Source organism: Pseudolabrys sp. FHR47 (assembly GCF_005153485.1).
Classification (GTDB): Bacteria; Pseudomonadota; Alphaproteobacteria; order Rhizobiales; family Xanthobacteraceae; genus Pseudolabrys.
On sequence record NZ_CP039740.1, the window covers coordinates 409990 to 435366 of the forward strand.

Annotated in this window: 23 protein-coding genes; 9 read left to right on the plus strand and 14 right to left on the minus strand. The window is 63.4% G+C overall.

The features are described 5' to 3' along the window. Positions 1 to 44: 44 nt before the first annotated feature. From E8Q40_RS01985 to E8Q40_RS02035, 11 genes are all read right to left on the minus strand, one after another. On the minus strand, positions 45 to 1253 hold the full coding sequence (locus E8Q40_RS01985) for an NAD(P)/FAD-dependent oxidoreductase (protein ID WP_137042812.1): 1209 nt from the start codon (positions 1251 to 1253) through the stop codon (positions 45 to 47). A gap of 25 nt (positions 1254 to 1278) precedes the next feature. Then, complete coding sequence (locus E8Q40_RS01990; protein ID WP_137042813.1) at positions 1279 to 2295, minus strand: amidohydrolase family protein; 1017 nt, start codon at positions 2293 to 2295, stop codon at positions 1279 to 1281. Between the two features lie 302 nt (positions 2296 to 2597). Beyond that, positions 2598 to 3008, minus strand: a complete 411-nt coding sequence (locus E8Q40_RS01995) for a thioesterase family protein (protein ID WP_137042814.1) — start codon at positions 3006 to 3008, stop codon at positions 2598 to 2600. A gap of 12 nt (positions 3009 to 3020) precedes the next feature. Beyond that, the gene (locus E8Q40_RS02000; protein WP_137042815.1) at positions 3021 to 3635 is read right to left on the minus strand and encodes a class I SAM-dependent methyltransferase; all 615 of its coding nucleotides are present in this window, start codon (positions 3633 to 3635) and stop codon (positions 3021 to 3023) included. A gap of 3 nt (positions 3636 to 3638) precedes the next feature. Beyond that, the gene (locus E8Q40_RS02005; RefSeq protein ID WP_137042816.1) at positions 3639 to 4400 is read right to left on the minus strand and encodes an SDR family NAD(P)-dependent oxidoreductase; all 762 of its coding nucleotides are present in this window, start codon (positions 4398 to 4400) and stop codon (positions 3639 to 3641) included. Positions 4401 to 4412: 12 nt separating this feature from the next. Further along, positions 4413 to 5651, minus strand: a complete 1239-nt coding sequence (locus E8Q40_RS02010; protein WP_137042817.1) for a thiolase family protein — start codon at positions 5649 to 5651, stop codon at positions 4413 to 4415. A gap of 13 nt (positions 5652 to 5664) precedes the next feature. Then, entirely contained in the window at positions 5665 to 7524 is a 1860-nt protein-coding gene (locus tag E8Q40_RS02015; protein ID WP_137042818.1) for a feruloyl-CoA synthase, read from the minus strand. 2 nt (positions 7525 to 7526) lie between these two features. After that, positions 7527 to 9401, minus strand: coding sequence for a feruloyl-CoA synthase (locus tag E8Q40_RS02020; RefSeq protein WP_137042819.1), 1875 nt, complete (start codon positions 9399 to 9401; stop codon positions 7527 to 7529). 167 nt (positions 9402 to 9568) lie between these two features. Further along, on the minus strand, positions 9569 to 10372 hold the full coding sequence (locus E8Q40_RS02025) for a crotonase/enoyl-CoA hydratase family protein (RefSeq protein ID WP_205995645.1): 804 nt from the start codon (positions 10370 to 10372) through the stop codon (positions 9569 to 9571). 77 nt (positions 10373 to 10449) lie between these two features. Continuing rightward, entirely contained in the window at positions 10450 to 11658 is a 1209-nt protein-coding gene (locus E8Q40_RS02030; RefSeq protein ID WP_137042820.1) for an ABC transporter substrate-binding protein, read from the minus strand. Between the two features lie 165 nt (positions 11659 to 11823). Beyond that, positions 11824 to 12285, minus strand: a complete 462-nt coding sequence (locus tag E8Q40_RS02035; protein ID WP_205995647.1) for a DUF3237 domain-containing protein — start codon at positions 12283 to 12285, stop codon at positions 11824 to 11826. Positions 12286 to 12426: 141 nt separating this feature from the next. On the opposite strand from E8Q40_RS02035, the gene pcaF reads away from it, so the two are divergent. The 5 genes from pcaF (at position 12427) to E8Q40_RS02060 (ending at position 17717) form a co-directional block, all read left to right on the plus strand. After that, positions 12427 to 13632 (plus strand): 3-oxoadipyl-CoA thiolase, encoded by a 1206-nt coding sequence (pcaF, locus tag E8Q40_RS02040; protein WP_137046542.1) that lies wholly within the window; start codon positions 12427 to 12429, stop codon positions 13630 to 13632. A 77-nt stretch (positions 13633 to 13709) separates the two neighbouring features. Continuing rightward, on the plus strand, positions 13710 to 14420 hold the full coding sequence (pcaH, locus tag E8Q40_RS02045) for a protocatechuate 3,4-dioxygenase subunit beta (RefSeq protein WP_137042822.1): 711 nt from the start codon (positions 13710 to 13712) through the stop codon (positions 14418 to 14420). 17 nt (positions 14421 to 14437) lie between these two features. After that, complete coding sequence (gene pcaG / locus E8Q40_RS02050; protein ID WP_137042823.1) at positions 14438 to 15049, plus strand: protocatechuate 3,4-dioxygenase subunit alpha; 612 nt, start codon at positions 14438 to 14440, stop codon at positions 15047 to 15049. Positions 15050 to 15418: 369 nt separating this feature from the next. After that, positions 15419 to 16831 carry a hypothetical protein gene (locus E8Q40_RS02055; RefSeq protein WP_137042824.1) on the plus strand — a complete coding sequence of 471 codons (1413 nt, stop codon included), beginning with the start codon at positions 15419 to 15421 and terminating at the stop codon, positions 16829 to 16831. Between the two features lie 43 nt (positions 16832 to 16874). Then, entirely contained in the window at positions 16875 to 17717 is an 843-nt protein-coding gene (locus E8Q40_RS02060) for a methylenetetrahydrofolate reductase (protein ID WP_168197716.1), read from the plus strand. A gap of 152 nt (positions 17718 to 17869) precedes the next feature. On the opposite strand, the gene E8Q40_RS02065 is transcribed toward E8Q40_RS02060, so the two are convergent. Together E8Q40_RS02065 and E8Q40_RS02070 are read right to left on the minus strand one after the other, a co-directional pair. Next, positions 17870 to 18433 (minus strand): EF-hand domain-containing protein, encoded by a 564-nt coding sequence (locus E8Q40_RS02065; RefSeq protein WP_137042826.1) that lies wholly within the window; start codon positions 18431 to 18433, stop codon positions 17870 to 17872. Between the two features lie 253 nt (positions 18434 to 18686). Next, positions 18687 to 20090 carry an aminomethyltransferase family protein gene (locus E8Q40_RS02070; RefSeq protein ID WP_137042827.1) on the minus strand — a complete coding sequence of 468 codons (1404 nt, stop codon included), beginning with the start codon at positions 20088 to 20090 and terminating at the stop codon, positions 18687 to 18689. Between the two features lie 259 nt (positions 20091 to 20349). Here E8Q40_RS02070 and E8Q40_RS02075 point away from each other — a divergent pair, with 259 nt between their 5' ends. Both E8Q40_RS02075 and E8Q40_RS02080 read left to right on the plus strand, forming a co-directional pair. Continuing rightward, on the plus strand, positions 20350 to 21105 hold the full coding sequence (locus E8Q40_RS02075; RefSeq protein ID WP_137046543.1) for a GntR family transcriptional regulator: 756 nt from the start codon (positions 20350 to 20352) through the stop codon (positions 21103 to 21105). Positions 21106 to 21234: 129 nt separating this feature from the next. Continuing rightward, positions 21235 to 22347: a 5-methyltetrahydropteroyltriglutamate--homocysteine S-methyltransferase gene (locus E8Q40_RS02080; protein ID WP_137042828.1), complete on the plus strand. Its 1113-nt coding sequence runs from the start codon at positions 21235 to 21237 to the stop codon at positions 22345 to 22347. On the opposite strand, the gene E8Q40_RS22165 is transcribed toward E8Q40_RS02080, so the two are convergent. Next, positions 22348 to 23136 carry a septal ring lytic transglycosylase RlpA family protein gene (locus tag E8Q40_RS22165; RefSeq protein WP_246662983.1) on the minus strand — a complete coding sequence of 263 codons (789 nt, stop codon included), beginning with the start codon at positions 23134 to 23136 and terminating at the stop codon, positions 22348 to 22350. Between the two features lie 196 nt (positions 23137 to 23332). Between E8Q40_RS22165 and E8Q40_RS02090 the strand changes: the two genes are divergently transcribed. Together E8Q40_RS02090 and E8Q40_RS02095 are read left to right on the plus strand one after the other, a co-directional pair. Further along, positions 23333 to 24205, plus strand: a complete 873-nt coding sequence (locus E8Q40_RS02090; protein ID WP_137042829.1) for a MaoC/PaaZ C-terminal domain-containing protein — start codon at positions 23333 to 23335, stop codon at positions 24203 to 24205. Positions 24206 to 24214: 9 nt separating this feature from the next. After that, positions 24215 to 25375 (plus strand): acyl-CoA dehydrogenase family protein, encoded by a 1161-nt coding sequence (locus E8Q40_RS02095; protein WP_137042830.1) that lies wholly within the window; start codon positions 24215 to 24217, stop codon positions 25373 to 25375. The last annotated feature ends 2 nt before the right edge of the window (positions 25376 to 25377 follow it).

A 25377-nucleotide genomic window follows, 5' to 3' on the forward strand; every position in this document is an offset into this window, starting at 1 on the left:
CAGTTGGATGGACCATTTAAGCCCCGCGGCGCCTCATTTCCCCGCTAAATCATCTCATTGGCCCGCCTGAGGCCCAGGATCATCGAGGTGTTCAGGAGATGCGCCCGTGCCTTGGCCGGGTCATTCGCCACCGCGATCATTTCCTCAAGGTGCTGGCGCTGCACGGCGGGATCGCGCTCTTCCATCATCCGCTTGTTACGGATGGACATGGTCTGCACCTGCTCGATGGTGGCGAAGCGGCGCTGCCGCGAATAGAGGTCGAGCAGATATTCGCCCCCTTCGCCGCGCCAGTGGGCGGCGAGCTTGTCGCACAGATTGATGGCATCGTGGATGCCGCTGTTGAGGCCGAAGCCGCCGAGCGGGTTGTTGAGATGCGCGGCGTCGCCCGCCAGCAGCACGCGGCCGACGCGAAACGACGAGGCGACGCGTTGGTGCACCCGGTAGGTGCTTTTATAGAGGATGTCGTAGACGCCCCGTTTCGGCACTAGCCGTTGCAAAGCCGCCTCAACGCGCGCGGGCGACAGCAACACCTCGTCGCTTTCCTCCGGGTTGACTGGATAAGCGAGCCGCCACAGGCCCGGCGGGCCTACATCGGGCACCTTGAACAGCGCACCCCATTCAACGGGATCGGCGATATAGCAGTTATAGGCAAAGCCGTGTTGCGCGAAGTCGTAGGACGTCGAGACGACGACGAACAGTTCCGGCCAGGTGAAGCCCTCGAAGTCGATGGCCAGACCCTTGCGCACCACGCTGCGGCCGCCATCGGCGCCGATCAGCCATGACGCTTCGAAGCGGCGATCACCGGACGGGCCGCTGGTCTCCACCGTGACGCCGTCGTCCGTTTGCGTATAGCCGGTCACGGCGTGGCCGAAATGAATCTCGGCGCCGCCTTCCTGCTTCAGCAAGTCAAGTTGGATCGGCGTCAGCCGGTGCTGCTCGAGATGCAGGCGATAGGGATAGGGCGTGACATCGGAAAGAAGATCGAGGTCGAACTCGGCGACCAGGTCCCCCGGCCGGTTGCGAACCTGCCAATGGCGGACCTTGATGCCGGTCTCGTGCATCCGCTCGGTGATGCCGTAGGGCGCCATCATTTCGAGCGTCGGTGGATGGAACGAGCCGGCGCGCAGGTCGTGCGTCAGCGCCTCCTCGGCTTCCAGCAATACGACTGGGATATCCTGCGCGCGCAAGGCCAGCGCGCACATCAGGCCGGTGGGGCCGGCGCCGGCGATGACCACCGGCTTGCGTGTCGTCATGATCGGCGTCCGTCCCGCAATCCGCTTACTTCACCAGCTTCGTGCCGGTCATGCGTTCGAGATTGCCGTGCCAGATCGCTTCTTTGGTGGCCTTCGGCAGGTCGACCTCGTCCATGAACTTGATGGCGTCGCGCGTGTACATCGTGCCCTTCTCGGGGTCGAACGGACAGTCCGAGGCAAACACGATCTTGTCGTGGTCGAAGAACGACAGGCCGATATCGACGCCAGCGCGCGAGGAGAAGGTCGCGGTATCGGCGTAGAAGCGGTGCTTGAAGTAATCGAGCGGGCGGTGCTTGAGTTCGCCGAGCAGCTTGCCGAGGTCCTCGCCTGAGGTGCGCGAACCGAGCTGGTCCCAGCCGGGACCGATACGGCCTTCCACCATCGGCACGATGCCGCCGAAATGGTGGCTGATGACCTTCAGCTTCGGATACTTGTCCATGATCTTGGAAAACACGAGGCGCGCCATCGCCGCGGCGGTCTCGTAAGACCAGCCGAAGGCCCACCAGATTTCATACTTGGAGGTCTTCTCGCTGGCGTAATCGGGGAAGTTGGCGCCGCGCGAGGGATGCATCCAGATCGGCTTGTCGAGCTTTTCCATCTCGGCAAAGAACGGCTCGAACTTCGGATCGTCGAGCGGCACGCCGGCGACATTGGTGTAGATTTGCACGCCGAGCGCGCCGTTTTTGATCGCGCGCCGCGCTTCCGCGACGCCGGCGTCCGGCGCACCGAGCGCGCCCTGCGCTACCCAGCCGGGGAAGTGATCGCGGTCCTTCTCGATGATCTCGGCGAACTCATCGTTGATAAGCCGCGCATATTCCTCGACCTTGGCGCCGTCGCCCTTGGCGAGCATTTCCAGCGGCGGCATGCCGTGCGACAGGATCTGCGCATAATCGGGGAATGTGTCGACCACCTTCTTGCGGATGTCGAGATCGTGGATGCACGGCACTTCGCGCATGCGCTTGCCGATATCGGGCAGGCCTGAGTCGATCAGCACCTTGAAGAAGCGGCTCGGCAGAAAGTGGTTCCAGGCGTCGATGCGCATCGGCGTTTTTCCCGTGGTTCGCAAATCCGGTTTTCGGATTGCGGAATGTTGATTGTCGGTTGGTCCGCGTTCTACGCGAGCGGCGCAAGGCTGACAACGCAGGCCGGCGGTTGCGGCCTATGCGCCAACTGGGCGTGCTCCCTCTCCCCCATAGGCGAGCGAACGCTCGCCGTCCGGCGAGCTATGGGGGAGAGGGTTGGGGTGAGGGGGTAAGTGCCTCTCGATAGTTTGTAACCCCTCACCCGGCTCACTTCGTGAGCCGACCTCTCCCTATGGGAGAGGTGAAGAAAGCGGCGAAAGCCTTACTCGAACTTGGCCAGCACCGCGTCGGGAATGGGATGGGACTTGAGCTGCCCACCGGCGTCCCGCACCGTCCAGACTCGCTTCTCGTTGGCCTCGACACAGGTCTCGCCCTTCAGCGTGATCGTATGGCTCACTTCGAACGAGGTGCGGCCGAAGGTGATGGTGCTGGCGACCAGACAATCGTCGCCGAAGCGGGTCGGCTTGAGGAACCGGGCCTGCGTCTTGAGCAGCGGCCAGCCGGCGAATTCCAGCTTGTCGAACATCTCGTATTTGGTGATGCCGAGCGCCGACTCGAACAGCATTTCGATCGAGTGGTCGAAGATGCGGAAATAATTGGGATAGAAGATGATCCCGGCGGGGTCGCAGTCGCCCCATTCGATGCGCAGGTTTCGCGTGTTGGTGTAGGCCATGGCGCTCGTTTATTAGCGGTGTTCGGCTCGCCGCGCCAGCCAGATGGTGTGGCCGCCGCAGTCCGGATCGTGCATGCAGGCATCCAGCACGGCAAAGCCGTTGGCCGCGAGCAGCGCCCGATACTCGTCCGGGGCGAGACTGGCGTGATAGAGCGGCTCGCCGTGGAGATTGCCGATGGCTTCGCCGTGTTCGGAGCCGCTGGTGAACATCAAGGGTGCGCCCGGTAAGGCATGCGCGGCGAAGAGTGGGAACATGCGCCTCTGATCGTCATGAGCAAGGTGAAAGAACGAGTCCCAGGCGAGGATGCCGCCGAAGCGATGGCCGAGGTCGAGCGTCCGCATGTCGGTAACGCGCCAGTCCTGATCGGGAAAGTCCCGCCGGCACAATTCAATCATGGTGGGCGATGAATCGACGCCGGTGACGGCGCGGTCCTGCGGAATCAGATAGGCCGCGATGGGACGGCCGAAGCCGCAGCCGATATCGAGGATGGCGCTGCCTTCCGGCGCAAGACTCAGGAAACGATCGAGCCAGCCTTGCTCGAAGAAGTGCGGCTGTCGCCGCCGGTCGGCGGCCCAGTCATGCGCCTTGCGCTCGTAGAGATCGACGATGCGGTCGGCGTCACTCATCCTTCAGCGCGGCGCCATGCGCAGCGCGCCGTCGATGCGGATGACTTCGCCGTTGAGATAGCCGTTCTCGACGATGTGCAGCGCGAGCTTGGCGTATTCTTCCGGCTCGCCGAGACGCTTGGGGAACGGCACCGAGGCGCCGAGCGAATCCTGCGTTTCCTGCGGCAGGCCCTTGAGCATCGGCGTTGAGAAAATGCCCGGCGCGATAGCGCAGACGCGGATGCCGAACTGCGCGAATTCGCGCGCCGCCGGCAGCGTCAGCGCCGCGACGGCGCCCTTGGACGAGGCATAGGCGGACTGGCCGATCTGGCCCTCGAAGGCCGCGACCGACGCCGTGGAAATAATGACGCCGCGCTCGCCACCTGCGAGCGGCTCGGCCGCCTGCATGTTGGCGGCGACCAGCCGCATCATGTTGAAAGAGCCGATCAGATTGACGCGAATAACGCGCTCATAGTCGGCGAGCGGCATCGGGCCGTCTTTGCCGACGATGCGCTTGGCCGGGCCGATGCCCGCGCAATTGACCAGCACGCGCGCCGGGCCATGGACAGTCGCAGCGGCATCGATCGCGGCCTTGGCGCCGGTGTCGGACGCGACGTCGCAGGCAATGGCGATGCCGCCGATCTCGTTGGCGACGTCATTGGCCGCCTTTTCGTTGAGATCGAACACGGCGACCTTGGCGCCGGCCTTGGCCAGCACGCGCGCGGTCGCGGCGCCCAAACCCGATGCGCCGCCGGTGACGATCGCGGCCTGTCCCTTAATGTCCATTGTACGGTCCTCTTAGTGCTTCGCGTCCGGGTTCTCGATCAGCAGCGCAATGCCCTGGCCGCCGCCGATGCAGGCCGAGGAGATACCATAACGCAGGCCGCTGCGCTTCAACTCACGCGCCAAAGTCAGGGTCAGGCGGATACCGGTGGCGCCCAGCGGGTGGCCGATGGCGATGGCGCCGCCATTGACGTTGAGCTTGTCCTCGTCGAGCCCGAGCGCGCGGGCGCAGGCCATCACCTGCGCGCCGAAGGCCTCGTTGATCTCGAAGCGGCCGATGTCCTCGAGCTTGAGGCCGGCGCGTTCGATCACGGCCTTGATCGCCGGCACCGGACCGATGCCCATGATCTCCGGTGGCACACCGACGGCGGCGCTGGCGATGATGCGCGCCAGCGTCTTCTTGCCGTTCTTTTCGGCATAGGCCTTGGACGACACTAGCACGGCTGCCGCGCCATCGACGATGGCCGAGGAATTGCCGCCGGTCTGCACGCCGCCGAAGGCCGGTTTGATCTTGGCCAGTTGCTCGACGGACGAGGGACGCACATGCGTGTCGCTGGTCACGTCTTCTTTCACGCGGATGCCGCGCGCATTCATGCCCTCGACTTCGAACTTCTCGGTCGTCACGGCTGAGATTTCACCGGCGCGGAATTCGGCGGCCTTCACGGCGCGCTCGAACGAGCGCGAGGCATAGGCGTCCACTTCGGCGCGCGTGATCTGATATTGCTTGGCGAGATTCTCCGCGGTGTCGCCCATGGTGCAGTTGACGCCGGGATCCATCAGCGCTTCCCACAGGAAGTCCTTGAACTCGACCTGTCCCATGCGGAAACCGCCGCGGCTGGTGTAGGACGCGACCGGATTGCGGCTCATCGACTCGGCGCCGACGCACAGAGCGAGATCGGCGCGCTTGAGCGAGGTGGCGTCGGAAGCTTGCGCGATCACTTCAATGCCGGTACCGCAAACGCGCTGCACCAGATGCGCCGGCGTTTCCTGTGGCACGCCGGCATAAAGCCCGACATGGCGCGGCAGCATGTAGGCATCGAACGAGGCCTGCGCCATCGAGCCGGCGATCACGGTGCCCACATCCTTGGCCGACACGCCGGATTTCTTGATGGCCTCGCGCGCGGCCTTGATGCCGAGGTCGATCGGTGAAATTGGCGCCAGCGCGCCGTTATAGTCGACGAAGGGCGTGCGCGCGCCGTCGATCAGCCAGGCGTCGTCATAGGTGGCGCCGATACCGGCGGGTTTGTCGGTCACTTCTGTCACTCCATTACAAGCGGATTACGCGCGGCGACACCGCGTCGGCATATAGTTCTTCGACCAGCGCGGCGCGGTTCTTGAGCACGGTGCGCTGGTTGATCGAGCCCTTGTCGGTCATTTCGCCGAGATCCATCGACGGCGGCTCGGTCATGAGCATGATGCGCTGAACGCGGTTCGACGAGCCGGTCGAGGCGGCCGCCATTTGTGCCAGCATGGTCGCGAAGTGCTGTTGCACGTCGTAATGCTGCACAATCTGGTCGGCCGGCGTATCCGGCGCACGGTGCAGAATCCTGCGGCAGGCTTCGACGTCGGGAAACACCAGCGCGGCGAGATAATCGCGGTCCAGCCCGGCAAACACGACGTCGCGCACGAAAGGCTTGAAGGCGTCGATGAACTGCGCGCGCAGCGGTCCGACATTGACCCAGGTGCCGGACGACAGTTTGAAGTCCTCGGCGATGCGACCGTCGAACAACAGGCCCTGCTCCGGATGATCGGGATCGGCGAACTTGAAGGTGTCGCCAAGCTTGTAGAAGCCTTCTTCATCGAAGGCATTACTGGTGTATTGCGGCTGCCGCCAGTAGCCCGGCGTGATGTTGGGCCCGCGTACGCGCGCTTCCAGCTTGCCTTCGACCGGCACCAGCTTGAGCTCGAGGCCGGGGACGGGCAGGCCCATATTGGTTGAGTTGGGATGATAGAAGGTCCGCGCCAGCGCGCAGGGCGCGGTCTCGGTCGAGCCGAAGCCGGTCAGGAACTGCACGCGCTCGCCGCAGGTCTCTACCGCCAGCGCATTGATCTCGTCAAAAACGTGCTGCGCGAGGCCTGCGCCGGCGAACCACAGCACCTTCACCTTCGAGAAGAACATGCGGCGCAGGTCCGCGTCGGCGCGCAGATAAGGCAGCAGCGCCTCGTAACCCTTGGGCACGGTGAAGTACCAGGTCGAGGCGATGTCGCGCAGATTGCGCACCGTCTCGTCGATGGCGCCAGGCAGCGGCTTGCCTTCGTCGATATAGAAGGTGCCGCCGTTATAGAGAACGAGACCGACGTCGTGGTTGCCGCCGGCGGTGTGATGCCACGGCGCCCAGTCGAGGATGACCGGCGGCTCGTCCTGGAAATAGGCGAGCGCCTGGCGCAGCATCACCTGGTTGGCGCACCACATGCGCTGGGTGTTGATCACGCATTTCGGCGTGCCGGTGGAGCCTGAGGTGAACAGGAACTTGGCGATAGTGTCGGGGCCGACCTTGTCGTGCGCGGCATCGACCGCGGCGGTCGGCGCGGCCAAGAGGTCGGAGAACAAAGTCGTGCGGCCCTCGACCGGATTGCGCGTCACGACCACCGGCACATCCTTCGGCACGATGGTGTCGATGGCGCGCGCGAAGGCCTTGCCGTCGGCGGCGAAGACGAGGCCGGGCGTGATCAGTTCGAAGATCGATTTCAGCCGCGCGAAGTCCTGGCTCACCAGCGAATAGGCCGGCGAGATCGGCGCGTAGGGCACGCCGATGTAGATGGCGGCGAGGCCGAGCATGGCATGTTCGAGATCGTTGCCGGAGAGGATGACGATCGGCCGCTCGGCGGACAGATTGTGCTTGAGCAGCGCCGTACCGATGCGGCGGGCATGATCGAGCGCCTGCGCGTAGGTGATGGTGCGCCAGCCGTCGGCCTTGCCGTTTCGCTGCGCCATGAAGACGCGATCCGGCGCATGCTTGGCCCAGTATTCCAGCCGCTCGGTCAGCTTGTTCGGATAGGGCGCGAGCGGCTCCGGCGAGCGCAGGATCATCGTGCCGTCGACGCGACGTTCGATATCGACGGCCTGCGGGCCGAGCCTCACCGCGCGGGTGGCAGGCTGCTGCAACGGTTCAGCGGTCACGGTCATGGTCAACTGTCGCTCCGGATCACATTTGGCGACGGCGTGTCGGCATAGAGTTCGTCCACCAAAGTCGCGCGGGTCGCCAGGACGGCGCGCTGGTTGATCGAGCCCTTGTCGGTCGCCTCGCCTTTGTCCATCGACGGCGGCTCGGCCATCAAGATAATGCGCTCCACGCGCGTCGACGAGCCTTTGGCCTCCGCCGCCAGCCCGAACAGCCGCTCGGCGAACAGCAGGCGCACGGTCGGTGCGGCGACGATCTCGACCGATGTCGCCTCGGGGCCGAGACCGGCGAGCTTGCGGCAGGCCTCGATGTCGGGAAACACCAGAGCGCTGATGAAATCGCGATCGGCGCCGGCCAGCACCACATCGCGTACATAAGGCGCGAAGTGATCGATGAAGCGGCCGCGCAGCGGCCCGACGCTGACCCAGGTGCCGGTCGAGAGCTTGTAGTCCTCGGCAATGCGGCCGTCGAACAGCAAACCTTTGTCGGGGTCCTGGGGGTCGGCGAACTTGAGCGCGTCGCCGAGCTTGTAAAAGCCTTCCTCGTCGAAGGCGCCTTGGGTGTGGTGGTCCTGCCGCCAATAGCCGGGTGTGATGTGCGGGCCGCGCAAGCGCGCTTCGAGTTTGCCTTCGTTCGGCACCAGCTTGAGTTCGACGCCGGGGCAGGGCAGCCCGATATTGCCGGGACGGCCGAAATCCCAGGTGCAGGCAAGCGCCGCCGGCGCGGTCTCGGTCGAACCGAGCGAGGAAATGAAGATCACGCGCTCGCCAGTGGTTTCGACCGCGATCTCGTTCATCTCGTCATAGGTCACCTGATTGAGCCCGGCGCCGGCATAGAACAGGACGTTGAGCCGGCTGAAGAAGTTACGGCGCAGCGTGTCGTCGGCGCGGAAGTGAGGGATCAGTGCCTCGAAGCCCTTGGGCACGTTGAAATAGATGGTCGGCGCGATATCGCGCAGATTGCGCGCTGTCTTCGGCACGCCCGGTGGCGTCGGATTGCCGTCGTCGATGTAGAACGAGCCGCCATTCACCAGCACCAGATTGAAGTTGTGGTTGGAGCCGAAAGTGTGGCTCCACGGTAGCCAGTCGACGATGACGGGCGGCTCATCCTTCACGAAAGGCAGGTTGCCGCGCAGCATGGCCTGATTGGAATTGAGCATGCGGTGGGTGTTGATCACCCCCTTCGGCGTGCCGGTCGACCCCGACGTGAACAGGAACTTGGCGATCGAGTCCGGCCCAACTTGCGCATGCGCCGCATCGACGCCGCGCGTGTCCTCGTCGCCGATCAGATCGGCGAACATCGTCACCGACCGATCGCCGAGCGGATTGCGGGTGACGACGAGTTCGATGTCGTCTGGCACGGTAGCGTAAAGCGCTTTTCCGAACGCCATGCCGTCGGCTGCAAACACCATGCCCGGCGTCAGCAATTCGACGATCATGCGCAATTTGCCGAAGTCGCTCGACATCAGTGAATAGGCCGGCGAAATCGGCGCATAGGGAATGCCGACCATCATGGCAGCGAGGCCAAGCAACGCATGCTCGATGTCGTTGCCGGAGAGAATGACGATCGGCCGATCCTTCGACAGTCCGCGGCGCAGCAAAGCCGCGCCGATGCGCTTCACCTTGTCGAGCGTCTCGGCATAGGTGAGCTTGCGCCAGTGTCCGTCGGCATCGCGCTGCGCCAGATAAACGCGATCGGGCGCGACTCTGGCCCAATGCTCGAGCGGCTGGCCGATCGTGTCGTGATAATCCTCCAGCGCCTGCCGGCTGCGGATATACAGAGTGCCATCGGCCTTGCGGTCGACGAGCGCGTCGAGCGCGCCGAGATTGACGGCGCGCAATGGCGCGGACGAAGATCGGACCTGATGGTTCGGTGCCGGCATCGAAGCGTTTCCTCGTGCGCGCGATGTTGCCTCAAGGGCTCCCGTCTTTGCGGGCTATCGCGCGGGCTGTTTTGAATTGTTGTCTTGGACAACAATACCGCGTCAGCATCTTGGCGCTCAAGCGGAGTATGGCGTCGCCTGAGCAAACAGAAATATGTTTCGTCCCCTCAATCCGGTCGTTTGACCTTCCCCGCGCGGCCTTCGAGGAAGGCCGTCAGGCGGTTCTTCGCTTCCGGATCGGCCTGCGCGATCGACGAGATCAGCGATTCCATGGCGAAACCGGTGGCCGGCGCTGCCTCGGCGATACGCGGCAGCGCATGGGTGATGGCGAAATTCGTCATCGGCGTGTTGGTAGCGATGCGCTGCGCCAGTTCGATGCCTTTGGCGAGGCCTTGGCCGGGTTCGGTCAGATAGGTTGAGAGGCCCATGGTCTGGCCGTCTTCCGCCGAATAGGTGCGGCCGGTCAGCATCATGTCCATCATGCGGGCAACGCCGATCAGACGCGGAATGCGCACCGAGCCGCCGCCGCCGACATAGATGCCGCGGCTGCCCTCGGGCAGGCCGTAATAGGTCGAGCGCTCGGCAACGCGGATATGCGCCGATGAAGCGAGTTCGAGGCCGCCACCGACCACGGCACCATGCAGCACGGCGACCACCGGCACTTTGCCGAACTGGATCTTCTCGAAGGCGCGATGCCACAGCGCGGAGTGTGAGATGCCTTCGTGGATGTTGCGTTCCTGCAACTCCGACAAATCGAGACCGGCGCAGAAATGCTCGCCTTCGCCGGCGATCACGACGGAGCGAACGTCATCGGGCAGGGCCGAGAAGAACGCATCGATGCCGATGACCGTGTCGTCGTCGATCGCATTGCGCTTGTGCGGGCGGTTGAGCTTGAGAATCGCAATCGGACCTTGCCGCTCGGCGGCGAGCGACGGCGGCAGGTCGGCGAAGGACACGCGGTTGGAGTTCACGAATGGCTCCCTGATTGCGAAGGCCGCCGCTGCCGGGTCGCGGCAGCGGCGTCATGGTTGCGCGGACGAGGCCGCGATCAGTTGGCTTTGACCAGCGGGCAGCCGCCTTCATTGAGCGGGCGGAAGGCCTTGTCGGTCGGGATCGTATTCACGATCTTGAACAGATCCCAATCACTCTTCGACTCGGCCGGCGCCTTCACCTGCAGCAGAACGAGCGGGTGGATGGCGCGGCCGTCGGGCCGGATTTCGACCTTGCCGTAGACCGGCTCGTCCGACCCCATCGCCTTCATGGCGTCGACCACGGCCTTGCCGTCGGCCGGTGAGCCGACCTTGTCGACCGCTTTGAGGTAGGCGAGCGTAGCCGAATAGACGCCGGCCTGCATGTGGTTCGGATACATCTTTTTGTTGTGGCGGGCGGCGTAACGCTTGGCGAAGTCGCGCGCGCCGTCGCTCTGGTCCCAGTACCAGGCATTGATCGCCCCGAGGCCCTGCGCCGTGGCGAGGCCGATGGCCGGCACGCTCTGCAGGTCGAAGATCAGCGCCACCACCTTCTGCTTCTCGCCGATCTTGAAGTCGGCGGCCTGCTTGATGGTGTTGACGGTGTCGCCGCCGGCATTGGCGAGCAGAATCACGTCGGCCTTGGAGGCCTGCGCCTGCAGCAGCGCCGAGGAGAAATCGTTGGTGCCGAGCGGCAGGCGGATGGTGCCGGCGACCTTGCCGCCGGAGGCGTTGATCTCGTCGGTGGCCTGCTTCTCGAGGTCATGACCGAAGGCGTAGTCGGCGGTGATGAAGAAGAACGTCTTGGCGCCCTGCGCCAACACGCCCTTGGCGGTGCCGTGACCGAAAGCCCAGGTGTCGTAGGTCCAGTGCACGAAGTTCGGCGAGCACTTCGCGCCGGTGAGCAGCGCGGTGCCGGCGCCGGAGCCGATCACGACCTTGTTCTTTTCGCGGCCGATATCGGAAACCGCGAGCGCGACGGCCGAGTTCGGCAGGTCAACGACCATGTCGACGCCTTCAGTGTCGAACCAGCGGCGCGCGATGGCGGCGCCGATGTCCGGCTTGTTCTGGTGGTCGGCCGAGATCACTTCGGCTTTGCGCTTCGAAGTCTTGTTGAATTCCTCGACTGCCATTTGCGCCGCGAGCACGGAGCCCGGGCCCTGGAAGTCGGAATAGACGCTCGACATGTCATTCATGACGCCGATGCGCAGGGTGCCGTTCTGTTCGGCCATCGCCGGCGTCGCGGCGAGCACGCCAAACAAAGTGGCGATCTTGATCGCTTTCAGCATGGGGTCCCTCCCGGGGAGTGTGTTCATGACGGAGGCTCATAGTTTCGGCCGCCGTTACCGCAATGCTGACAGGGGCCGCGCCTCCGGTCAATATTGTTGTCCAGGACAACAATAGGCGCAAAGTCCTTTCGCAGATGCGAAAAGACATCGGGCGGGCAAGGTGGGCTAAAGAACCTCAAACACGTCGAGTTGCACCGCGCGCGCTTCGCGCTGGCCGCGGGCGATGGCGAGAATGCGATTCATCCAAGCGACTGCTGGATCCGAGGTCTCAAAGCGCATCACCGTGCGGAAATAGTACAACGCCGGATCGACCGTCTCGCCGCGCATGACGCGGTCCAGCACCTCTTTCGGTCCATGGCGCAGGCCCTCGCTCGATACCAGGATGCGCGCTCCGGCATCGGTTTCGATGGTGTAGCGCGCCTGGATATCGGCGGCGCCATCGGCGCGGATGAATTGCCAGTCGGCGCCGCCGGGCAGCACGCGGCCGGTGAGTTTGTCGCCGCGCACGGTTCCGCCGAGGATGTCGATGATGCGCCGATGGCCATAGGGCGTGGCACCGAGATCGAGGATGCCTGCCAGTTCGGCGTTGATCGTGAAGATCGGCCTGTCGCTCAGGATGGCGGTCAACGGCTTGCGCTCCCACATGTCGTCAAAAGGTACGCCATTTGACCCTGTCCCGGACGGGCCGTAAATACGGGCCGCTTGAAACCCGGCGCGGTCTCATTGGCGTCTGACGGTGGTGCAAGGAAAGATCTGATGACTGACAAGATTCGTGACGTCTTCATTTGCGACGCGGTTCGCACGCCGATTGGTCGCTATGCCGGCTCGCTCGCCAAGGTGCGCGCCGACGATCTCGCCGCCATCCCGATCAAGGCCCTGATGGCGCGCAACCCGAAGGCGGACTGGGAAAAGATCGAGGAAGTGATCTTCGGCTGCGCCAACCAGGCCGGTGAGGACAACCGCAACGTTGCCCGCATGGCTGCATTGCTGGCGGGGCTTCCCGCTTCCGTGCCGGGCGTGACGGTGAACAGGCTTTGCGCCTCGGGTCTCAACGCAGTGGGCGACGCCGCCCGCGCCATCCGCTCCGGCGAAATGGAATTCGCTATTGCCGGCGGCGTCGAGTCGATGAGCCGCGCGCCCTTCGTGCAGGGCAAGGCGACCGAAGCCTTCTCGCGCTCGGCTGAAATCTACGACACCACCATAGGCTGGCGTTTCATCAATCCACTGATGAAAGCGCAGTACGGCGTCGATTCCATGCCCGAGACCGGCGAGAATGTTGCCGAGGATTATCAGGTGTCGCGCGCCGACCAGGACGCTTTCGCCTGGCGCTCGCAGCAGAAGGCCGGCAAGGCCATCGCCGCCGGCTATTTCGACAAGGAGATCGTTCCGGTCGAGATCGCCGGCCGCAAGGGCGAGATCGTGAAGGTGGACAAGGACGAGCATCCGCGTCCGGAGACCACGCTGGAGCAACTCGCCAAGCTGAAAGCACCGTTCCGCAATCCCGGCACGGTGACGGCGGGCAATGCGTCAGGCGTCAATGACGGCGCCGCGGCGCTGATCCTGGCGTCGGCCGCGGCGGTGAAAGCACACGGTTTCACTCCGCGCGCCCGCATCCTCGGCATGGCATCGGCCGCCGTCCCACCGCGTGTGATGGGCATTGGCCCCGTTCCGTCGACGCAGAAGCTGATGGCGCGGCTCGGCCACAAGATCTCTAACTACGACATCATCGAACTCAACGAGGCCTTTGCCTCGCAATCGCTTGCTGTCATGCGTCAGTTGGGACTTCCCGACGATGCTGAACACGTCAATCCGCATGGCGGCGCCATCGCATTGGGCCATCCGCTCGGCATGTCCGGTGCGCGTCTGGCATTGACGGCGACGCATGGGCTGGAGGAAAAGGCGGGAAAGCTCGCGCTCGCCACCATGTGTGTCGGTGTCGGCCAGGGTGTGTCTCTGGCGATCGAGCGCGTTTAATAGCGTTTTCGAGCGAAGTGGAAATCGGTTCGCGTCAAGAAAACGCGTCTGAAAAAGTCCGAGAGAGGATCACCAAGGTGGCGCTGATTTATCCGACCAAGAGCCTCGAGAATTTTCCGAAGCATCTCACGCCGAACTACAAGAGCACGGTCAAGCGTTCGCCGACCAGGCCGCTGATGATCATTCCGCACACCTTGTCGGAACTGACCGGCCCGGTCTACGGCCACAATGCCGTGCAGGAGGGCGATAACGATCTGACCAAGCAGCACGCCGGCGAGCCGCTCGGCGAGCGCATCATCGTGCACGGTCAGGTGCTCGACGAAGACCGCCGTCCGGTCAAAAGCGCGCTGGTCGAGCTGTGGCAGGCCAATGCCTGCGGCCGTTACGTTCACAATGTCGATCAGCATCCGGCGCCGCTCGATCCGAACTTCACCGGCGCCGGCCGCACCATCACCGACGACAACGGCCACTACAAATTCATCACGGTGAAGCCGGGCGCCTATCCCTGGGGCAACCATCCCAACGCCTGGCGGCCCAACCACATCCACTTCTCGGTGTTCGGCCATTCCTTCGTGTCGCGCCTCGTGACGCAGATGTATTTCCCGGGCGACTACCTGTTCCCGTTCGATCCTATCTTCAATTCGGTGACCGACGAGAAGGCGCGCAACCGCATGATCGCGTCCTTCGATCTGGAGAACACGGTGCCGGACTGGGCGCTGGCCTTCAAATTCGACATCGTGCTGCGCGGCCGCGAGGCCACCCCGCTCGACAACGACGATCATCATTAAGAAGGGCGTGCACTCCTATGTCTGAAATCACGCCGTCACAGACCGTCGGTCCGTTCTTCGCCTATGGCCTCACCCCGGTGGGGCGCTGCAACTGGGACCCGAACGGCCATTACTCGTGGAAGAACTCGGTCGAGTCGAACCTCGTCACGCCGGATGTTTCCGGCACGCGCATCCGCATCGAGGGCACCGTGTTCGACGCCGACAACGCGCCGATCAACGACTGCATGATCGAGATCTGGCAGGCCGACGCGCAGGGCCGCTATGCGAGCCCCCAGGACAGCCGCGCGCTGCCCAACAGCCAGTTCAAGGGCTTTGGCCGTTCGGCAACCGACAAGGCCGGCCTGTTTGTGTTCGACACCATCAAGCCCGGCTCGGTTCCCGGCCCCGGCGGTAAGGAGCAGGCGCCGCATATCGTCGTCGCGATCTTCTCGCGCGGCATGTTGCGGCAGGTCTATACGCGGCTGTATTTCTCGGACGAGGCCGCCAATGCCGCCGATCCGATCCTCAATCTGGTGCCGACGGAACGCCGCGGGACGCTGATCGCCCACAAGGAAGCGGGCGATCCGCCGGTGTACCGTTTCAACGTCCATATGCAGGGCGATGAGGAGACTGTGTTCTTCGAGGTCTGATAGCGCTTGTTGTTAGGCGACATCGGGCGGGCACTGGGGTGCCCGCCTATTTTATTGGGCTGCGGTTCCGTCGCCCACTTTTGCCCACTTTTAGCAGCGGAAAGTCAGCACTACTGCCCACTATCAGGCGAGATAAAAAGTTACTGACGTAAATGATTTTCACATCTATTTGATTTTATATGTGTATTTGACGAACGTAGCTTTGCCCATTATTTCTGCCCAACTTTTTACATTCATTTTTTCGTTGACGCTCCACCCCCACCTTTGTTTGGCTTGCGCTTAAGCGGCCGTGCGAGCCGCACCCAGAAACGACAAGGGACGAGCGGTTTGTCGCGCCCGGCACAGGGCCCCGCTTGAAGGGAAACGCCGATGAACGAGGTCATCCTCCAGGAGATCGCCGAATTCTGCCGCCAGCGCGGTCTGGCCGAATCCACTTTCGGCCGCAGAGCCGTCAACGACGGCAAGCTTGCCAGCCGCTTGCGCAATGGTGGCCGTATCACCACCGACACGCTCGATCGCATCCGTTCCTTCATGGCGCATGGTGCCGAGAGCGGCGCGGCGCGCCGGCGCCTTATGGTCGACGGTCCGTCGGCGCAATCGCTTCCCGTCATCAAAATGCAGGCGCCGCCAATGGCCTCCGCGCAAGTCGATAACGACGATCCGCAGCGCAATTTCCGCTTCTTCGACAATCGTCAGAAATATCTGCTGTTTGTGAACACCTGCAGCGAAAAGTGGGAAGTGGCGCAGCGCGTCTCTCTCGAGCTCGACAACATCCATCCGCGGCCGCCGGCGGTACGCGTGTTCGACGCCGGCGTCGGCGACGGCACGGTGCTGACGCGCGTGATGCGCTCGATGCATCACAAGTTTCCGACCATGCCGTTCCAGATTGTCGGCAAGGAAATCAGCCTCGAGGACGTGCGCCTTGCTCTGCAGAAGATGCCGGATCGCTTCATGGAGCATCCGTCCACTGTCGTGGTCCTGACCAACCTCGCTTATGCCGATGCGCCATGGCTTGCCGCCAAATCGCTCTCCGCCGCGACGTCGATGGTGTGGAAGGAGGTGGCGCTCGACGGCAACACAGCGCATTCCTTCGAGGAGCAGATCACCGCGCTCGAACCGTTCCTCGCCGAATCCTGGAAGGCCAAGGTGTCGCCGACCAGCGGCAATCCGGTCTACGAGCGGCCCGTTGTGCTGGTGCTCTATCGCAACGATCACCGCTTCATGCTCGATCAGGTGATCCCGAAGCCCGGCGGTTCGCACGCCGATTACGATCTCGTTATCGCCTCGCAGCCTTATCGCGCCCGCGCCTCGCTCGAGTTCAAGGCCAAGCGCGTTCTGGCGCCGCTCGCCCGCGCGCTTGGCCCCGGGGGCCGCATGATTACCATCCAGTCCTACGGCAACGATCCCGGCATGGAGATCATTCACAAGGTTTGGCCCGACGACAATCCGTTCATGCACAGCCGCCACGATCTCCTGAAGGAGACCAAGCAGGAGCTCGGCTCGGCCGGCCGCGATCTGAACTTCAACGTCTATTCCGATCAGCGCTCGCTGTTCCGCTACGACATGCACACGCTTCCGTCGGAAGTGTCGTCGTCCATCGGCACCTCGACCCTGCTCGCGGCCTGGAACGCTGCGGTCTATGTCGCCCAGGTGGAGGATGACCGCCTGTCGGACGTCAATGCCGACCGCCGCTATGTCGATGCCACGCGCGAGGTGCTGCAACAGCGCGGCGGCCTGTGGTTCTTCGACGAATCCTTCGTCATCTCGAGGCGCCGCCAGTAACGCGGCGCCTTCCAACCGAAACGGACTTCCAGTGAACATGCACATGAAACCCGCCCCGGCCACGATCGCGCGGCGGTTCTCGATCGAAACCACGCGGCCGAAGCCGGCCGAGATCGACGCCGTCGCCGCGGCGGTGCCGAAAGGAACCGAACTCTACATCACCGCGGTGCCGACGCAGACCGAAGAGGAACTGGTCGCCGCCGCCGCCCATGCGCGGCGCGCCGGCTTGGAGCCGGTGGTGCATGTCGCGGCGCGGCGTCTGCCGAGCGTTGAGTTCTTGCAGGAGCGTCTGGCGCGCCTGCGCGGCGAAGCCGATGTGCGCCGCCTCTTGGTGATCGGCGGCGACATCGATCCGATTGGTCCCTTCGCCGATGCGCTGGCTGTAATCCAGAAGGGCAGACTGCGCGAAGCCGGCATCGAGAATGTCGGCATCGGCGCCTATCCGGAAGGGCATCCGGTCATTCCGCTGGAGCGGCTGGTCGCCTCGCTCGACGAGAAGATTGCGGCCGCAGTGGTGCAAGGGCTCGACGTGCGTCTCGTCAGCCAGTTTTCGTTCTCGCCGGATGACATCGTCGCCTGGCTGAAGAAGCTGCGCGCCCAGGGCATCACCCAGCCGGTCAGCGTCGGCATGGTCGGCCCGACCAGCGTCACCGCACTGCTGCGTTTTGCCAAGCGCTGCGGCGTCGGTACCTCTCTGAAGGGCCTGATGTCGGGCGCCGCCAGCGCGCTGATCGGCAATGTCGGCCCGGATCGCATTATCCACGCGCTCGACGCCGCGCAGTCCGCGATCGGCGATGTGCAGCCGCACTACTTCACCTTCGGCAACCTCGTCGCCACCGCCGAGTACGGCACGGCGATGGCGGGGAAGGAGATCGCGGCGGCGTAAGCCGTCGCACACTCCGTTCGTCCCCGCGAAAGCGGGGACCCAGCTGGATTCCCGCCTTCGCGGGAATGAACGGAGAATGGTGCAACGCCTGATCCGGATTTCGCTTCGCTTCATCCGGGCCGAGGGCTGTTTCCAAGAAACGGTGAACGAATTTAGAACCCGCCGCGGCCGCCGCCCATGCCCGGCATACCACCGCTTTTGCCACGGCCGGGTGCTTCGCCTTGCCGCGCGCCGCCGGTGCCAGTGAGTTCCTGGCTGGTCACGCGGCAATCGCGATTCAAATCATAGCGCGCGAAGAACGGGCTCGGCTTGTCGACGAACTCGGCGCGGCTGACACGCCCATCGTGGTTGTCGTCGAAATAGCCGAAATCGGCATCGGCAAAGATTCGCTCGGCCCGCCGAATGGTTTGGAATTCGGTGGCGTCGAGGAAGCCGTTGGCGTTCTTGTCGGCCATCGTGAACAGACGATTGGCGTATTGCTTCCATTCGTCACAGGTCAGTGTGCCGTCGTTGTTGGCATCCCATCGCGATATCGATGCGAGAAACGGGTCGGGCGCGGGCGGCTTGGCGGCGGGCATGCCGCCGCCGGGCATGCCGCCCGGCATTTGCGCCAGGGTCGGTGCCGCACCGAACAGGGCCGTGCACGCGATCAGCAGAGAGATAAATCTGTACGGAATCCGGGAGGCGTTGCGATGAGGCTGTGTGTGGCGATGCATGTTTATTGTCGCTGATGGGTATGTTCCGCATCAGGAGAATTTCATTACGGCCAAACTAAGCCGCGGCCTGCGATGCGGCGCGTTGTTACAGAGCGGAAACAACGACGTCGGTCTTGCCGTTGGAAATCGTCCGCGATGGCCGGGACAAGCCGGGCCGTAACTCAGCGATGACGGATTCATCCGCAGAAACGACGACGGCGCGGCACCCTTGCGGATGCCGCGCCGTTTTTATCCGGCTATCGGGTCGCGGCGTTTACTCCGCCGCCTGGTGACGCCACTTGCCTTCGTAGCCTTCGCGCACCACGGCCGAATACGGCGTCGGCGACACGATGACCTTGACCTCGGTCTGCTTGTGGCGCTCGACGGTGGTCTTCTTGGTCCCGCCGTTCTCTTCGCCCCACACCAGGGTCAGTTCGGTGCCCGGCTTGGAGAACTCCTCCTCGACCCAGCCGAGCGACAGCATCTTGCGCTCGTTGTAGGAATAGCCCGAGAACATCGAGGCGCCGGCCACCTTGCCGCCGCTCATCACCGCGTCATAGGACGACGAGGCGTAGTTCGACAGCGGCAGGTCGATGAACTTATAATTCTGGCCCTCGGGCGCGAGCTGCGAGGCCCAGATGCGCTCGACGTCCTTGTTCTCCCAGGCAAACGTCACCTTCTTGCGCTTGTTCTTGCCTTCCATCGCCTTCAGCGCGTCCGAGCCGATGAAGTCGTGGTCGAACTTGGTGAAGGTGTTGTAGCCGAGCTCATACGGCGTCGTGTAGTAATCCTCGATGTTCTTCGACACGAAGCTGCCACCGAGCGCGGCATTGGCTTCGTAGCTCGAAAGCGGCAGCCACTCGCGGTAGGCCTTGAGCTTGTCGCCGGTGTAGATCGCCGGAACGGGCGAGGGGATCCAGCCGGATTCCAGCGTGTTGGTCGCGTAAGCACGCGAGCCGACCGGCACGATGCCGAATTCCTTGCCGGCTTCGAGGATGGCGTTGCGGATGTCATCGCCCTCGGCGTAAGGACCCCAGACTTCGAGGCCCGGCGCGCCGGCCATGCCGTGACGCAGCGCGCGAACCTTGCGGCCCGCGATGGTGATATAGCCCATGCGGAAGAACTTGATGTCCGGCATGGTGCCGCCATTGAGCTTCTTGATCACGTCCTGGGCCTTCGGGCCCTGGATCTGATAGCGGTAGAAGCTGCGGGTCACCGGCTTGCCCATCGGGCGCGACGGCGAGCGGTCGTCATAGGTGGTCTTGACGTTGTAGCCGCCGGTCTTGGCGTGGAATTCGATCCAGTTGGCGGCCGGGTTGCGGCCGACATAGACCATGCTGTTTTCAGCGAGATAAAACAGGATGCCGTCGCCGATCACATGACCGTAAGGCGTCACGGGCGCGAACTGCTTGGCCTGATCGACATTGAAGTTCTTGAACGAGTTGGTCGAGAGATAGGACAAGAGCTTGACGGTGTCCGGACCTTCGACGAACAGGTTGACCATGTGGTGCGACTGGTCGAACAGAACGCAGGTGTTGCGCCAGGCGCCCTGCTCGTCACGCCAGTTGGTGAATTCGGGAGCGACGACGGGATAGACATAGGCGCCGATCTGCGAATTCCGCATCATCGACACGATGTCGCCGCTCTCCTTGATCTTCTCTTCTAGATTTTTTGCCATTTCGTCTCACTCCCACGGGCTTGTGTTTCGTTGATTGCGAGCGCCGGTCCGGTTCTTTGCCGCCCCGCACGAGGGTTGGCCGTATACAATAGAACGGTCAGGCTCGCCTAAAACCAGAAAATTTCGCCAAAATCTGTCCCCGAACGAGGCCGGATTTGGCATTTGGTCTAATCCTCGTATACAACAGCCATTCCAGCGACCTCAAGGATTGGGCAGAAAAAAAGGAGCCCACCCGGTGCCCACCGCCAAATCGGTTCCAATGGCCGAACCCGACCGCGCCTCGTCCCAGACCGTCAAAGCGCAGCTTGCATTGCGCGACCTGATCCTGTCCGGCGGTCTCAAGCCCGGCGACCGCGTCTCCGAACTGTCGCTGGTCGACAGGCTGGGCATGTCACGCACGCCGATCCGCATGGCTTTGGTCCGGCTGGAGGACGAAGGTTTTCTCGAGGCGATCCCGTCCGGCGGCTTCGCCATCAAGGCTTTCACCGAGCGTGACGTCTACGACGCCATCGACCTGCGCGGCATGGTCGAGGGCTTTGCGGCGCGTATCGCCGCCGAGCGCGGTGTGCCCGGTGGCCTCATTCGCGATATGAAGGATGTTCTGCGGCAGATCGATGACATCGCCGCCTTGCCGGACCTGAGCGTCGATCACTTCTCCGAATATGTTGATCTCAACGGCCGTTTTCATGCGCTGCTGGCGGAGGCTGCCGATAGCCCGGTTGTCAAGCGTCAGATCGAGCGCGTTTCGAACCTGCCCTTCGCTTCGCCCTCGGGCTTCGTCATGGTGCAGGCCAAGCTCCCAGAGGCACGCCACATCCTGACCATCGCCCAGGACCATCACCATTGCGTCGTGCACGCCATCGAGGATCGCGAAGGCATGCGCGCCGAGGCGCTGATGCGCGAGCATGCGCGGCTGGCTCAGCGCAATCTGCAACTGGCGCTGCGCAACCAGGGCACCCGCAATCTGGTACCGGGCGTCGTCCTGATTCAGGCGGCGCGGGGCGGGCTGCTCTAATGGATGGCTTTACACCAAAGAGGTGGGCACGTGCCCGCTGACGTCAATCTTTCACCGTGCTAAAGGCACGCCCGGACTGAAGCTGCGGACGGGAAATTTTCACGCAGCAATTTGTTGGAGGAGAAGCCTATGTCCCAGAGAACCAAGCCGCCGTTCCGCGCCGATCAGGTCGGATCGATCCTGCGTACCACCGCGATTCATGAGGCGCGGACGAAGCATGAAAAGGGCGAGATCACCGACGCCCAGCTCAAGGCAATCGAAGACGCCGAGATCATCAAGATCATCAAGAAGCAGGAAGAGATCGGCCTCCAGCCCGTCACCGACGGCGAATTCCGCCGCGCTTGGTGGCACTACGACTTCTTCGGCATGCTCGACGGGGTCGACGTCGTCCCGTCCGATCACGGCATCCAGTTCCAGGGCGTTCAGACCAAGATGCAGGTGCTGAGCATCACCGGCAAGATCGGCTTCTCCCCCAGCCACCCGATGCTCGAGCACTTCAAGTTCCTCAAAGCGCACACCAGCCGCACGCCGAAGATGACCATCCCGGCGCCGAGCGTGATGCACTTCCGTCTCGAGCCGGACGCGGTCAAGACCGGTGTCTATCCGAACCGCGACGCGATTTTCGACGATCTTGCCATCGCCTATCAGAAGGCGGTGAAGGCGTTCTACGACGCCGGCTGCCGCTATCTGCAGTTCGACGATACCGCCTGGGCCTATCTCTGCTCGCAGGAGGAGCTGAAGAAAGCTCGCGAACGCGGCCTCGACGTCGATCACCTGCAGGACAGCTATACCAAGATGATCAACAAGGCGCTGGAAGCCAAACCGGCCGACATGGTCATCACCACACATGTCTGCCGCGGCAACTTCCGCTCCACCTTCATTTCGTCGGGCGGCTACGAGCCGGTGGCGCAGAACCTGCTCGAAAAGTGCAACTACGACGGCTACTTCCTCGAATACGACACCGACCGCGCCGGCGGCTTCGAGCCGCTGCGTTACCTGCCCAAGGGCAACAAGGTGGTCGTGCTCGGCCTCGTCACCTCGAAGAGCGGCACGCTGGAGAAGAAAGAAGACATCAAGAAGCGCATCGATGAGGCGACCAAGTATGTCGCGCTCGAGCAGCTCGCTTTGTCGCCGCAGTGCGGCTTTGCCTCGACCGAGGAAGGCAACACGCTGGCCGAGGACGAGCAGTGGGCCAAGCTCAAGATGATCGTCGATATCTCGAAGGAAGTGTGGGGCGGCTGATTACGGTCCCGCGACGACATCGAGTTCGCGACTGGCGACCGTCACCGGCATCGGACCGGTGACGGGTCCCAGCGCGTAGTCCTCGCCCAGCAGCGGCGACACCTTGACGTCGGCAATGAGGCCGATCTGCATAGACGGGTCGAAATAGCGCATCGCCCGGACATTGAGATCGATGACGCGGCCTGGCTTCAGCGGGCCGACATCGTTGATCCTGACGACGAGCCGCTTGTCGCCGGCTTCGACCAGGGCATAGGCCGGCTGATAATTCCGGCCGTAGCGGACGCCACCGAAGCGGTCGCGCAGATCGATCTGGATCGCAGCAGTCCAATCATCCGCATCATAACGTTCACCGGACGCAGTCTCCTCGTTGCCGGCATCGAGATCAGTTGGGTCGCCCGGATCGTAAGTCGAGGCTATGCCGATGATCGTTGCGCCCGACGCAACGATTTCCTGCCGCTGTGGTGTCGGCATTTCATTGTGCATTGGTGGCACGCTGCCGGTCGTTTCCATCGATGGGGACGGCGCTGGTGTCGTGACATTGACGCTTTGAATCGCCGGGATCGCCGGCGCGCCGAAACGGAATGCGAGCGATGGCCCGCCGCTTCCCACATCCTTGTCGCACGACTGCGGTATCGCCACCGCGACTGTCGCCGTTTCGGTTATCCTGATCGTGGCGTCGACCGGGTCGACGGCGGCTAACGCGAAGCCAATGGCAAGTGTCGCGGCGGCTTTGCCGCGCATGCGGCCGTTCATTCGAGCAATAGTCGGATCGAGGTCGCAAACGGACATTCGGCCCCCCGGCTGATGACAGTCGACGGCACCGATTTGATCCGATGCGGAATAAGGTCTCATGAAAGTTCGACGCGCAAATGTCCGGAAAAACGGGGCTTGCCGTTAGGCCTGCATTAGGCATCGTCGTCTCGACACGCCGATCGGCACGGTGCAATAGTGCGGCCGGTCATGGTTAAGGAATTCCGAGCAGCGAATGCCGTTGAACGCCGACGCTCTTCTTGCCGCCCAGCTCCCGCCCATTGAGCGCACTTACGGTTCGAAGGATTGCATCCTCTATGCGCTCGGCGTCGGCCTCGGTTACGACCCGACCAATGAGGATGAACTCGCTTTCGTCTACGAGAAGAACCTCAAGGTCCTGCCGACTTTCGCGGTCGTGCCGGCCTTCGATTATTCGTGGATGCTGCGGCCCGAGTTCGGCCTGACCTGGAGCCATATCGTCCACGGCGAGGAGACCATCGTTCTTCATGCGCCGATCCCGACGCAAGGCACGGTGATCGGGCGGGAGCGCGTCGTCGGTGTCATCGACAAGGGTGAGGGCAAGGGCGCGCTGCTCTTCCACGAGCGCAGCCTCGTCGACAAGGCGACCGGCACTTTGCTCGCTACCTTGAAGCAGACAACGTTCTGCCGCGCCGATGGCGGGTTTGGCGGTCCGCGGCGCGACACGCCGGCGTCGCATCCGATTCCCGATCGCGCGCCGGATATCATCTGCGATCTGCCGACGCGGCCGGAAATGGCGCTGATCTATCGGTTGTCCGGCGACGACAATCCTTTGCATGCCGAGCCGGCCTTCGCGCGGGCGGCTGGCTTCCCGCGGCCGATCCTGCATGGTCTCGCCACCATGGGCGTCGCCGGTCACGCGCTGCTGAAGACGGTGTGCGGCTACGACCCGGCTCGTCTCGCTTCCATGGCGGTGCGGTTTTCGGCGCCGGTATTTCCTGGCGAAACGATCCGCACCGAGATCTGGCAGAACAGCGATGAAGCGGGCGCTGTTGTCTCGTTCCGCGCCCGTGTTAAGGAGCGGGACGTCATCGCCATCAATAACGGGCGAGCCGAAGTAAAAGAGTAGAGGAAACGTATGACCGGGCCGCGCGATCAATATAGCGATATTCGTGAATCCGTGCGCGCACTGTGCGCCAGGTTTCCCGGCGAATACTGGCGCGAGCTCGATCGCGAGCGCGCTTATCCGACCGCCTTCGTCGATGCGCTGACCGAAGCCGGTTATCTCGCCGCCCTGATTCCGGAAGAGTATGGCGGCAGCGGTCTGCCGGTTTCAGCCGCGGCCGCGGTGATGGAAGAAGTGCATGCGGCCGGCTGCAACGGCGCCGCCTGCCATGCGCAGATGTATACGATGGGGACCATCCTGCGGCACGGTTCGCCGGCGCAGAAACAGGCCTATTTGCCCGGCATCGCCAGCGGCGACCTGCGGCTGCAGGCCTTCGGCGTGACCGAGCCGACCTCGGGGACCGATACTCTGTCGCTGCGCACCACGGCGCGGCGCGAAGGCGATCACTATGTCATCAACGGTCAGAAGATCTGGACCTCGCGCGCCGAGCATTCCGACCTGATGCTGCTGCTCGCGCGCACAACGCCGAAGGAAGAGGTCAAGAAGCGCACCGACGGCCTGTCGGTGTTTCTGGTGGACATGAAGCTAGCGCGTGGCGCCAGCATCACCATCAAGCCGATCCGTACCATGATGAACCACGCCACCACCGAGGTGTTCTTCGACGACCTTCGCGTGCCGGCGGAGAATCTCATCGGCGAGGAAGGCAAGGGCTTCCGTTATATCCTCTCCGGCATGAACACCGAGCGCATCCTCATCGCCTCGGAGTGCATCGGCGACGCCAAGTGGTTCATCGACAAGGCGTCCGCCTATGCCAAGGAGCGGGTGCTGTTCGGCCGTCCGATCGGTCAGAACCAGGGCGTTCAATTCCCCATCGCGCGCGCCTATGCGCAGATGCGCGCCGCCGAACTGATGGTGCACGAGGCCTGCCGCAAATACGAAGCCGGCGAGGATCTCGGCGCCGAGGCGAACATGGCGAAGCTCTTGGCCGCCGACGCCTCATGGGCTGCCGCCGACATGTGCGTGCAGACGCATGGCGGCTTCGGCTTTGCCGAGGAATACGACGTCGAGCGCAAGTTCCGCGAAACGCGCCTCTATCAGGTGGCGCCGATCTCGACCAATCTCATCCTGTCGTATCTGGCCGAGCATGTGCTTGGTTTGCCGAGGTCGTATTGAGC